A 10,825-nucleotide genomic window follows, 5' to 3' on the forward strand; every position below is an offset into this window, starting at 1 on the left:
TCCTAGGATGACCGCCATGCTGGAAACCTCGGCACGATTGCTGCGGCTGCTGTCGCTGCTGCAGACCCCCAGGGACTGGCCCGGCGCCGAGCTGGCCGAACGGCTCGGCGTCTCGCCCCGCACGATCCGCCGCGACGTCGATCGGCTGCGCGAACTCGGATACGCCGTGCACGCCACGGCGGGCGCACCCGGTTACCGGCTCGGCGCCGGGAACGGGCTCCCGCCGCTGCTGCTCGACGACGACGAAGCGGTCGCGGTCGCCATCGGGCTGGGCACCGCCGCGGTCTCCGACGTGGCGGGTATCCAGGAGACCTCCGTCCGCGCCCTCGCCAAGCTCGAACGGGTCCTCCCGTCCCGGCTCCGCAGTCGGGTCGGCGCCCTGCGGTCGATCACCGTCCCGCTGACGGGCGCCGCCGCGGGCGTGGACCCGGCCGTGCTCACCGCGATCGCCGCGGCCGTCCGCGACCGGGAGAGCCTGCGGTTCGACTACCGGTCCCACGACGGCACCGCGCAGCGCCGCACCGCCGAGCCGTACCGGCTGGTGAACTCGGGCCGCCGCTGGTACCTCGTGGCCTGGGATCCCGGACGGGACGACTGGCGCACGTTCCGCGTCGACCGGCTGCGCCTGCGCACCCCCAACGGGCCGCGCTTCGCGCCCCGCGAACCGCCCGGCGGCGACCTCGTCCGCTACATCTCCGAGGGGATCTCCGCGGCCCCGTACCGCTACCGCGGCCGGTTCACGGTGCAGGCCCCGGCGGACGCCATCGCCGCCCGGATGCCACCGACCATGGCGGTCGTCGAGCCGGCGGGCGACGGCGCGTGCGTCCTCACCACGGGATCCAACTCACTGGACGAACTCGCCATGTGGGTCGCGCAACTCGGCGTCCCGTTCCACGTGGAGGAGCCGCTTGAACTCCGCGAGCACATCCGCGCGCTCGGCACCCGCCTCATCGAGGCGACGGCGACGCGACCCTAGCGGTCGGCGTTCCGCTGGAGGACGCGCGCCGGGGTGGTGATGAGCGCCCGGATCGGTGACCGCCCGGCGGACGTGCCCGCCGGACCGCAGCGCGCCATGACGACCGCCTGGCTGAGCAGGCACGCGGCGAGTGCGATCATCACGGCCGCGTACCCCGGCGCGGGCCAGTGGGCGTTCATCGGAGTCCTGCAGCGTAGAGACCCCGTCCTTGAGGGCGGGGAGGGAGCGCGGAGTGCCAGGGCATGATGACTCTCCGGGTTTTGTCGGTGGCGGTCGGTATGTTGCGGGGCGTGTCCCGGTATCGGCTGTGTCCGACCCCTGCTCAGGAGGCGGGGTTGCTGGGGCATTGCTCGCATGCCCGGTTCGTGTGGAATCTGGCGGTGGAGCAGCAGGCCTGGTGGACGCCGCGGCGCGGTCCGGCTCCGGGGTATGTCGCGCAGGCCCGACAGCTCACGGAGGCCCGCGCCGCGTTCGCATGGCTGCGCGCCGGTTCGCAGACGGTGCAGCAGCAGGCGCTCAAGGACTTCGCGCAGGCGATGGCGAACTTCTTCGCGGGCACGCACCGCCGCCCCACCTGGCGCAAAGCCGGTGTGCATGAGGGGTTCCGGGTTGTCGGTGCCCGTGGCCGGGCGTGGGATGTGCGGCGGTTGTCGCGCCGCATAGGTGAGGTGTGGGTGCCGAAGGTGGGGTGGGTGCGGTTTCGCTGGTCCCGTCCGGTCCCGCCGGGGGTGAAGTCGTTCCGGGTGACGCGCGACCGCGCCGGACGCTGGCACGTCGCATTCGCCGCCATACCCGACCCGGTTCCCGCGCCCGGCAACGGTGCGGCGGTCGGTGTCGACCGGGGCGTGGCCGTCAGTGCCGCGCTGTCCACCGGCCAGACCACCAGCGTGCCGGGCTTGACGCGGGGGGAGGCCGAGCGGTTGGACCGGTTGCTGCGCCGTCTGGCTCGGGCGAAGCGGGGGTCGAACCGGCGTGCCCGCGTCAAGGCCGCCATCGCGCGGCTCAAGGCGCGCCAGGCCGACCGGCGCAAGGACTGGGTGGAGAAGACCTCGACGGACCTGGCGCACCGCTTCGACGTCATCGCCGTCGAGGATCTCAACATCGCCGGAATGACCCGGTCGGCGCGCGGCACCCTGGACGCACCTGGCACGGGTGTGCGCGCCAAAGCCGGGCTCAACCGGGGCATCCTGGCCAACGGGTGGGGCCTGCTCGTCATCCGCCTGGAGCACAAGGCATCCGGACGGGTGGTCCGGGTCGACCCGGCGTACACCTCGCAGACCTGTAATGCGTGCGGGCACCGCGCCCGGGACAACCGCGAGAGCCAAGCGGTGTTCCGGTGCACGGCCTGCGGGCACCGGGTCAACGCCGACGTCAACGCCGCACGCAACATCAAAGACACCGCCGTGGGACGCACGGTGGCAGCGCGGGGAGGCACGCCGTCGGGCGGGCCGGTGAACCGCGAACCCCAATCCGCTCTCCTCTTCATATAGGGGGGCAGGTTGAAATCCCCCGCCTTCAGGCGGGGGAGGACGTCAAGAGCGCCAGATGGACGAGGACGTGACGGAGAGGATGATCCCGCGGCCGACGATGGTGACCGCGCCGAGGAGGTTCTCGTCGCGCCGCGCGCCCCGCTCGTCCGACAGGGCCCGGAGCCGGACGAGGAACGTCCGCTGCCGTGAACAGCCCCAGCAGAATCCACAGTGTCCGCGAATTCCATGCTCACGGCTATGGGCCATTGGCGTTGCGGGTCGTCGAAGCGGCCACCGGTCGGGAACGTCCGGACGAGGTCATGGCAATGCTGGCCGTCGCCGGTGCGAAGACCTGGGTGGGGCTCGACCAGGCGCTGCGCCTGTACGCAGAGCAGTCGCTGGAGGGCGAGTGGCTTTCCTGGCTGGTGGCGGCCTGTTCCGGGGACGGCCATCGGCGGGAGTCGGCGGTCGTGGATCCGGTGATGGGCGCCGACGAAGGGTCGTTGCCTGTTTTGGTGCTGCGAACCGCCGAGTGGGTTCCGCAGGTGCGTGACCGCGCACGCCGGTCACTGGCTGACGCATTGCGGATGGCGAGTCCGGTGGCGTTGCCGGCGGCGGCGAGTGTGGCGGTGGCGATCGGATCGTGGGCGCGGGGCGGACATGCCCTGAACGCCGTCACCGAGGCGCTCGCGACGGCACCGGACGACGTGCTGGAACGGTTGCTGCGACGGGGAGACGCGAAGATCCGGATCGAGGCGCTCACCGCGCTGGTGGATCTCGGCCGTCCCGAGGCGGGTGCGGCTCATCTGGCGGAGCGGTCGGCGATGATGCGCGCCACCGCGCAGTGGGCGGTCCGCCGCGCCGGACGTGCTCCTGCCGCGATCTACCGCGACGCCCTGACCTCGGAGCGGCCACCGAGCCGGGTCCGCGCGCTGGTCGCCGGGCTCGGTGTATGCGGCACACGGCAGGACGTAGACGTACTCCTGCCCTTCCTGGAGCACTCCCGTCCCCGGGTGCGGGCCGAAGCAGTACGAGCCGTCCGCCGCCTGGGCGGATCCATCACTCTTCCCGCGAGCGGGCGTCCGGGAGGTCGGCCAGGAGCATCGTGACGATGCCGTTCTCCTCCCAACTCGCCGAGGAGCACCGCACGTTCGCCACGCTCGAGACCACCGACCGACCCGGCGCCATCGCCTGCGCCGAGGCGGAGTTCACCGTCTGGACCGCCTCCCACCTGCACATGACGGCCGGCATGGGGATCACGCCGGCCATGCGTGCGCGTTGACCGCGCCCTCAACGGCCACCGCCCGGCGCGGTCTCCACCTTCCCGAGCACCGCAGCCCTCCTGGCCGAAGAGCAGTTCGCCGGACGGCTGCACATCGCACCGGCCGTCGTCGCCGTCAGCGCCGAGGTCCTCACCATGGACATGCGCCGCATCCGCGAAGCCTGGAACATCGAGCCGCACCAGGTACACCTAGCCGCAATCACCCGCGAACTCCGGAAAACCTGGCGCGATACCGTCGGCGATCATCATCGTCCCCGTCCCGGAAATCGTCCGCGAAGGCGGCCGCGCAGCCGAATTCAAACTCATCATGAACAACGCGTGCTAACCGCCCGCCTATAGTTAAGCGCGTGTATTTCGTGTCCCGATGGCGAGAGGAATCGCCGTTTAGTACAGTAAGCGCGTGGTCACGCTGCCCGCCGCCACTGTGCTCAACTGGTTCCAGCGAGCCTGGAACCGCGACGACCCGGCGGCGTGGATCGAAAGCGAGCTGGAGGGCGAGGTCTACGGCCTCGACTCGGTCTTCGACGAGGCCCGGAAATGGAACCTGCCCCGCCCGGAGACCATTGATGAGCTGCGCGAGTTGCTGCACGAGCACCTCTGGGTGGAGGGTGATGACGACTACATCCGGCTCGGTGAGCGCGCTTTGAGAGTACGTACCGATGACGACGAGGTGGACCTCGCCTATTACTTCATCGACGACGGGGCCGCCGCCGCATTGCCCGACCGGCTCGCGTTCCTGCTGCATGACACCTGGCCGCTGACCTCCGCCGCCGCCGCGTCCGGCACCGCTTTCAGGCCGGACGTGCCGGTGCGCACCGTCTGGCCTGCCTCTCCGGGGCCCGAGTTGGTCTTCTCGGTCCGCCTGTGCTGGGATTCGCCCGATGTCGATCGAAACCTGCACTTACCCGGCGCCGTGGCCTTTCCCGGTCTGACTCTGCCGGATCTCGCCGCGCGGTTGCGGAGTGCTGACGGGCCCGAGGCCCGAGGCTGGGGGGCTTTGCCGATGTCGACCTTGCCGTCGCGATTGAGGTGGAGGCCGTCCTCGTCGGAGTAGAAGCGGTGGAGCTTCGTGCGCCATTGCGAGTTGGAACCCCCGGCCTTGGTGTGCTCGAATGGCGTCAGCCCGGTGTCGGTGAAGAAGTTCGTGTACACGGGTGGCCCGTCGGCCCCAGCCTGTGTGCGCGTAGCGGAACTCGTCGTCCGTGCAGGACACGAGCGGCAGCCACCACGCCACCGAACCGGGGTCGGCGAGCGCCGCGCCCAGCCGCTCCGCGTCGCGGCGCTCGTCGGGGAGCAGGCCGGGCGGGACGGGGACGCCGAGGCGCTCCAGCGCGGCCGCCGCGTTCTCCCGCAGGTCCCAGCTGCTGCGCGAGGGCAGGGCGTCCAGTACCGCCAGCCCGCCGAACTCGATGATCTGGCCCCGGGGCCTGCCGGTGGCGATCTCCGTCGCGTGATCTCGTGTCGGGCTCATGACGGCTTCGATGGCCCGCCGCGCCACCCGGTTCCTTCGTCCGGGCCCCGGATCAGGTGAGGGTCGGAGTCAGGTTCAGGGCCTTGATGATGTGGGTGACCGTCTCCTCCGGGGTGCCCGTGATGGGTGCCAGGAGGACGTCCTCGTCGGGGAACGGGAGCTCCAGGTCGGCGAACTGGGTGTCCAGGAGCGCCGCCTTGAAGAAGTGGCCCTTGCGGGCCTTCATCCGGGCCGCGATGAGGTCGCGGTCGCCGTCCAGGAGGACCATGGCGACCCCGGCCCGGCCGCCGGCCAGGATGTCGCGGTACTTGCGCTTCAGGGCCGAGCAGGTCACGACGCCGGGACGGTCGGCGGCGAGGCGCTCGGTGATCCAGACGGCGATGGAGCGGAGCCAGGGGAGCCGGTCGTCGTCGTTGAGAGGGTGGCCCGCGCGCATCTTCGCGATGTTGGCCTCGGAGTGGAAGTCGTCGGCCTCGGCGTAGTCCCAGCCGAGGCGTTCGGCGAGCAGGGTGCCGATGGTGGTCTTGCCGCTGCCGGACACGCCGGCGACCAGGATGACCTTGGGGGGTGTGGTCGGCATGGTCAGGCGTTCACCACCGGTGCGCCGGACAGCGTGACGCCCTCGGCCCGCAGCTCCTCCAGGGCGCGGTCGACAGTGGTCTTGCCGACGCCGGCGGTGAGGCCGAGCAGGACGGTGGTGCGCAGCCCGCCGCGGGCGGCGTCGACCGCGGTCGCCCGGACGCAGTGGTCGGTGGCGATGCCGACGATGTCGACGGTGTCGACGCCGCGGGCGCCCAGCCAGTCCGCCAGCGGCGTCTCGTCGTCGGAGAAGCCCTCGAAGCCGCTGTAGGCGGCGGTCTCGCGGCCCTTGCTGAACACGGCCTCGATGGGGGCGAGCGCCAGGTTCGGGTGGAAGTCGGCGCCGGGGGTGCCGATCACGCAGTGCGGCGGCCAGGAGTCGGCGAAGTCGGGCTCGGCGGAGAAATGGGCGCCGGGATCGAGATGGAAGTCGCGCGTCGCGACGATGTGCGCGTAGTCGGCGGCGTGCCCGGCCACGTGCTCGGAGATGCCGGCGGCCACGCCGGCGCCGCCGCCGACGGCCAGCGAGCCCCCCTCGCAGAAGTCGTTCTGCACGTCCACGATGATCAGAGCCTTCTTGCCCACGACCGCTCCCTGTTACCGGTTGCCCCGGAATCGACCGTACCCCAGGCCCGCGTGGATACGGCGTTATGGGCGGGGGCCGCCGTTGACGAATTCGGTGGGGACGGCGGGCTCGCCCTTGGACAGCTGGACCGCCGTCGGCGGCAGCTCCGCGACCGAGCGCGCGTGCCGGTCCCTGGCCGCCTGGAGCGGCTCGCGCCCGACGACCTCGCCGTCGCGGACCAGCGGCACCTGCAGGACGCGGTCGCGCGGCCCGGGAGCCGACGGCCCGGTGGAGATCGTCTCGGCGTAGGCGACGCCGTGGCCGTCGACGCGGCGCAGGGCCGTCTTGCGTCCGCCCCGGCTCGGCTTGCCCGTGGAGCGCTTCGCGACCGGGCGCATGGGCGCGCCGTCGTCCGGGCCGTCGGAGCGGGCGACGAGCTTGTAGACGAGGGACGCGGTCGGCGCGCCCGAACCGGTGACGAGGGACGTCCCGACGCCGTAGCCGTCGACCGGGGCGGCGGCCAGCGCGGCGATGCCGTACTCGTCCAGGTCGCCGGTCACCACGATGCGCGTGCCGTGCGCGCCGAGCGAGTCGAGCTGCTCGCGGACGCGGCGGGCCATCACGCCGAGGTCGCCGCTGTCGATCCGGACGGCGCCGAGCGACGGCCCGGCGAGCTCCACGGCGGTGCGGACGGCCCGCTCGACGTCGTAGGTGTCGACGAGGAGGGTCGTGCCGTCCCCGAGCGAGTCGAGCTGCGCCTCGAACGCGTGCCGCTCGCTGTCGTGCAGGAGGGTGAAGGAGTGCGCGCTCGTCCCGGCGGTCGGCACCCCGTACAGCCGGCCCGCCTCCAGGTTGGACGTGGTGGTGAACCCGGTGATGTAGGACGCGCGGGCGGCGGCGACGGCGGCGCGCTCGTGGGTGCGCCGCGACCCCATCTCGATGATCGGGCGGCCCTGCGCGGCCTGCACCATCCGGGACGCGGCGGACGCGATCGCGCAGTCGTGGTTCAGGATCGACAATGCCAGCGTCTCGAGCAGGACGGCCTCCCCGAACGTCCCCTCGACCACCAGGATCGGCGATTCCGGGAAGTAGCAGTCGCCCTCGGCATAGCCCCACACGTCGCCGGTGAAGCGGTACTTCTCCAGCCATCGCGCGGTCGGCTCGTCCACGATCCCGTTGTCGGTGAGGAACTCCAGTTCGGCGGCCTCGAACCGGAACGCCTCGATCGCGTCCAGCAGCCGCCCGACGCCCGCGACGACCCCGTAGCGCCGCCCGGCGGGCAGGCTGCGCGCGAACACCTCGAAGACGGCGCGGCGGTCGGCGGTCCCGCTGCGGAGCGCGGCCTGGAGCATGGTCAGCTCGTACTGGTCGGTGAGGAGAGCGGTGCCGTCAGCAAGGTCCACAAGTGGCACCTTAAGCCCGACTGTGGGCACCATGGAGGTGCGGGCCCGCGCACCCGGCGGGGGAGCGGCGCATAGCATCGGGTGCGGCGGGCGGACCGAAAGCGCAGCAGAGAGGGGGGCGATCCGGGCAATGAGCGCCATGAGCACGGCGCCCGCGCCGGTGGAGCTCGAACGGCCGGACGCCGAGGAGGACGTCAGCGCCGACCGGCCCTGGCTGGCGATCGTCTGGAACGACCCGATCAACCTGATGTCGTACGTCACCTACGTGTTCCAGGCCGTGTTCGGGTATCCGAAGACCAAGGCCGAGAAGCTGATGCTCGACGTCCATCACAAGGGCCGCGCGGTCGTCGCGAACGGCACCCGCGAGGAGATGGAGCGCGACGTCGAGATCCTGCACTCCTACGGCCTGTGGGCGACGGTGAAGAGGGACGACTGAGCCGATGACCGATGTGGAGAAGACCCGCGAGGGCGTCCGGGTGCGGCTGGGGTCGGAGGAGTCCGCGCTGCTGCGCGCCCTGATGGAGCAGATGCTCGCGCTGATCGGCGAGGCGCCCGCCGGGGACGACGAACTGGCCGCGATGGGCATCGCCGAGAACGCGACGAAGCCCGACGACCCCGTCCTCGCCCGGCTGTTCCCGGACGCCTACCGCGACGACGGCGAGGCCGCCGGGGAGTTCCGCCGCTACACCGAGATGGGGCTGCGGGACGGCAAGCGCGAGGCCGCCGGGATGGTGCTGAGCGCCCTCGGCGACGCGGGCGACGACCCCGGCGCCGACGGGATCGCCCTGGACGAGAAGCAGGCGCAGGGCTGGCTGCGGGCGCTGAACGACGTCCGGCTGGCGCTCGGCACCCGGCTCGACATCACCGAGGACTGGTACGAGGAGGTCCGCGGGATGGACCCGAGCGACCCGCGCGCGTCCCTGTTCGCCGTCTACGACTGGCTGACGGAGCTTCAGGAGGGTCTCGTCCAGGCCCTCTGGTAGCCGTTGCCTTAGGCTCGGGGCCATGCTGACGATCGAGCGCGCCCTCGTGGACCAGATCATCGCGCACGCGCGTGCCGACCACCCGGACGAGGCGTGCGGCATCATCGCCGGCCCGATCGGATCGGACCGTCCCGTCAGGTATGTCGCGATGGAGAACGCCGAGCGGTCCCCGACCTTCTACCGGTTCGACTCCCGGGAGCAGCTGAGGGTGTGGCGGGAGATGGACGACCGCGACGAGGAGCCGGTGGTGATCTACCACTCGCACACCGCAACGGAGGCGTACCCGTCCCGCACGGACGTCTCCTACGCGTCCGAGCCGAACGCCCACTACGTGCTCGTGTCGACCCGCGAGGACGACGAGACCGAGTTCCGGTCGTTCCGGATCGTGGACGGCGAGGTGACCGAAGAAGAGGTCGCGGTCGTGGACGCACACAAGTCGTAGGAACGAGGGGTAAGGCGGAGCGGATCCGGATGGTCGCGGCCGGTAAACTGGTCGACATGTGGACGAGCGGGCATGAGACGGGCGGCGCGCGGTGGCGTGCCGGATCCGCCGCCGTGCCACCCGTGCAGAGCTTCCTGTTCGGGCACTCGCGCGCCGAGGTCGTCTACGACTGTCGCTGACGCGCTGATCACCGCCCGAGCCGAATCACCGCCTGGAATCATCCCGCCGCCCGCCCGGTTGCACCGCGAGAGGGCGGGGAGCCCCGTACGACGTAGAAGGAGATCACCGCGATGGCGATCGAGGTCCGGATCCCGACGATCCTGCGCAACCTGACCGACGGCGCGAAGTCCGTCGAGGGCAAGGGCGCCACGCTGGACGAGCTGTTCAGCGACCTGGACGGCCGGCACGCCGGCCTGCGCGACCGGCTGGTGGACGACAAGGGCCTGCGCAAGTTCGTCAACGTCTACCTGAACGACGAGGACGTGCGCTTCCTCGGCGGGCTGGAGACGCAGGTCGCCGACGGCGACAGCGTCACCATCCTGCCGGCCGTGGCCGGCGGCTGAGCCGGGCCGGACGAGCACCGATGCGCTTCGACTCGCTACTGGACTCGCTCGGCCGCACGCCGCTGGTCGGTCTGCCGCGGCTGTCGCCGAGCGAGGACGTCCGGATCTGGGCCAAGCTGGAGGACCGCAACCCCACCGGCTCGGTGAAGGACCGTCCCGCCTTCTACATGATCGAGAAGGCGGAGAAGGAGGGGCTGCTGACGCCCGGCTGCACGATCCTGGAGCCGACGTCCGGCAACACCGGCATCTCCCTCGCCATGGTCGCCAAGCTGCGCGGCTACCGGATGGTGTGCGTGATGCCGGAGAACACCTCCGCCGAGCGCCGCCAGCTGCTGGAGATGTGGGGCGCCGAGATCATCTCGTCCCCGGCGGCGGGCGGCTCGAACGAGGCCGTCCGGGTGGCGAAGGGGCTGGCGGCCGAGAACCCCGACTGGGTGATGCTCTACCAGTACGGCAACGAGGCCAACGCGCTCGCGCACTACGAGACGACCGGCCCCGAGATCCTGGAGGACCTGCCGACGGTCACGCACTTCGTCGCGGGGCTCGGCACCACGGGCACGCTGATGGGCGTCGGCCGGTTCCTGCGCGAGCGGGTGCCGGACGTGAAGATCGTCGCGGCGGAGCCCCGGTACGGCGACCTCGTGTACGGGCTGCGCAACATCGACGAGGGCTTCATCCCGGAGCTGTACGACGACACGGTGCTGACCACCCGGTTCTCCGTCACCTCCGGGGACGCGCTGCGCCGCACCCGCGAACTGCTGGAGCAGGAGGGCATCTTCGCGGGCATCTCGACCGGCGGCGCGCTGCACGCGGCGATCGGCATGGCGAAGAAGGCGGTGAAGGCCGGCGAGCGAGCCGACATCGCGTTCGTCGTCGCCGACGGCGGCTGGAAGTACCTGTCGACGGGCGCCTACGGCGGCACGCTGGAAGAGGCCGAGGCCCGCCTAGAAGGCCAACTCTGGGCCTGACCCACCCCACCCCGAACCCCCCACCTCGCCCCCGCCTCTTTGTTGATCTGCGGCGTGTTGTTGTTATCCGGCCCGCCATAACAACAACACGCCGCAGATCAACGAAGCGCCGCCGGGGGCGGGG

Annotated in this window: 16 protein-coding genes; 12 read left to right on the forward strand and 4 right to left on the reverse strand. The window is 71.5% G+C overall.

Features of this window, described 5'->3' with window-relative positions; genetic code table 11:
- The first annotated feature begins 16 nt into the window (after window positions 1-16).
- Window positions 17-976, forward strand: a complete 960-nt coding sequence (locus tag ABZ806_RS31550) for a helix-turn-helix transcriptional regulator (RefSeq protein ID WP_500221079.1) — start codon at window positions 17-19, stop codon at window positions 974-976.
- On the opposite strand, the gene ABZ806_RS31555 is transcribed toward ABZ806_RS31550, so the two are convergent.
- The gene (locus ABZ806_RS31555) at window positions 973-1,155 is read right to left on the reverse strand and encodes a hypothetical protein (protein ID WP_500221080.1); all 183 of its coding nucleotides are present in this window, start codon (window positions 1,153-1,155) and stop codon (window positions 973-975) included. The genes ABZ806_RS31550 and ABZ806_RS31555 overlap by 4 nt on opposite strands.
- Before the next feature lie 99 nt (window positions 1,156-1,254).
- On the opposite strand from ABZ806_RS31555, the gene ABZ806_RS31560 reads away from it, so the two are divergent.
- From ABZ806_RS31560 to ABZ806_RS31580, 5 genes are all read left to right on the forward strand, one after another.
- A complete protein-coding gene (locus ABZ806_RS31560) occupies window positions 1,255-2,466 on the forward strand; it encodes an RNA-guided endonuclease InsQ/TnpB family protein (RefSeq protein ID WP_500221095.1) in 1,212 nt (403 codons plus the stop codon).
- A gap of 185 nt (window positions 2,467-2,651) precedes the next feature.
- On the forward strand, window positions 2,652-3,554 hold the full coding sequence (locus ABZ806_RS31565) for a HEAT repeat domain-containing protein (protein ID WP_500221081.1): 903 nt from the start codon (window positions 2,652-2,654) through the stop codon (window positions 3,552-3,554).
- The gene (locus tag ABZ806_RS31570) at window positions 3,551-3,727 is read left to right on the forward strand and encodes a hypothetical protein (protein ID WP_500221082.1); all 177 of its coding nucleotides are present in this window, start codon (window positions 3,551-3,553) and stop codon (window positions 3,725-3,727) included. The genes ABZ806_RS31565 and ABZ806_RS31570 overlap by 4 nt, the downstream gene beginning before the upstream one ends.
- Before the next feature lie 400 nt (window positions 3,728-4,127).
- The gene (locus tag ABZ806_RS31575; RefSeq protein WP_500221083.1) at window positions 4,128-4,781 is read left to right on the forward strand and encodes a hypothetical protein; all 654 of its coding nucleotides are present in this window, start codon (window positions 4,128-4,130) and stop codon (window positions 4,779-4,781) included.
- Window positions 4,782-4,929: 148 nt separating this feature from the next.
- Window positions 4,930-5,181, forward strand: a complete 252-nt coding sequence (locus ABZ806_RS31580) for a hypothetical protein (RefSeq protein ID WP_500221084.1) — start codon at window positions 4,930-4,932, stop codon at window positions 5,179-5,181.
- Window positions 5,182-5,250: 69 nt separating this feature from the next.
- On the opposite strand, the gene ABZ806_RS31585 is transcribed toward ABZ806_RS31580, so the two are convergent.
- From ABZ806_RS31585 to ABZ806_RS31595, 3 genes are all read right to left on the reverse strand, one after another.
- Complete coding sequence (locus tag ABZ806_RS31585; protein ID WP_500221085.1) at window positions 5,251-5,778, reverse strand: gluconokinase; 528 nt, start codon at window positions 5,776-5,778, stop codon at window positions 5,251-5,253.
- 2 nt (window positions 5,779-5,780) lie between these two features.
- Window positions 5,781-6,362, reverse strand: coding sequence for an isochorismatase family protein (locus ABZ806_RS31590; protein ID WP_500221086.1), 582 nt, complete (start codon window positions 6,360-6,362; stop codon window positions 5,781-5,783).
- A gap of 63 nt (window positions 6,363-6,425) precedes the next feature.
- Entirely contained in the window at window positions 6,426-7,778 is a 1,353-nt protein-coding gene (locus tag ABZ806_RS31595) for a nicotinate phosphoribosyltransferase (RefSeq protein ID WP_500221087.1), read from the reverse strand.
- Window positions 7,779-7,884: 106 nt separating this feature from the next.
- Between ABZ806_RS31595 and clpS the strand changes: the two genes are divergently transcribed.
- The 6 genes from clpS (at window position 7,885) to ABZ806_RS31625 (ending at window position 10,701) form a co-directional block, all read left to right on the forward strand.
- Window positions 7,885-8,181 (forward strand): ATP-dependent Clp protease adapter ClpS, encoded by a 297-nt coding sequence (gene clpS / locus ABZ806_RS31600; protein ID WP_131875481.1) that lies wholly within the window; start codon window positions 7,885-7,887, stop codon window positions 8,179-8,181.
- Between the two features lie 4 nt (window positions 8,182-8,185).
- Window positions 8,186-8,728 carry a DUF2017 domain-containing protein gene (locus ABZ806_RS31605; RefSeq protein WP_500221088.1) on the forward strand — a complete coding sequence of 181 codons (543 nt, stop codon included), beginning with the start codon at window positions 8,186-8,188 and terminating at the stop codon, window positions 8,726-8,728.
- Window positions 8,729-8,750: 22 nt separating this feature from the next.
- Entirely contained in the window at window positions 8,751-9,170 is a 420-nt protein-coding gene (locus tag ABZ806_RS31610) for a M67 family metallopeptidase (protein WP_500221089.1), read from the forward strand.
- Window positions 9,171-9,199: 29 nt separating this feature from the next.
- Window positions 9,200-9,349, forward strand: a complete 150-nt coding sequence (locus tag ABZ806_RS31615) for a hypothetical protein (protein ID WP_500221090.1) — start codon at window positions 9,200-9,202, stop codon at window positions 9,347-9,349.
- 111 nt (window positions 9,350-9,460) lie between these two features.
- Entirely contained in the window at window positions 9,461-9,733 is a 273-nt protein-coding gene (locus ABZ806_RS31620; RefSeq protein WP_500221091.1) for a MoaD/ThiS family protein, read from the forward strand.
- A gap of 20 nt (window positions 9,734-9,753) precedes the next feature.
- Entirely contained in the window at window positions 9,754-10,701 is a 948-nt protein-coding gene (locus tag ABZ806_RS31625; RefSeq protein WP_500221092.1) for a PLP-dependent cysteine synthase family protein, read from the forward strand.
- Window positions 10,702-10,825 lie beyond the last annotated feature (124 nt).

The organism is Spirillospora sp. NPDC047418, assembly GCF_040643275.1.
Taxonomy (GTDB): Bacteria; Actinomycetota; Actinomycetes; order Streptosporangiales; family Streptosporangiaceae; genus Spirillospora.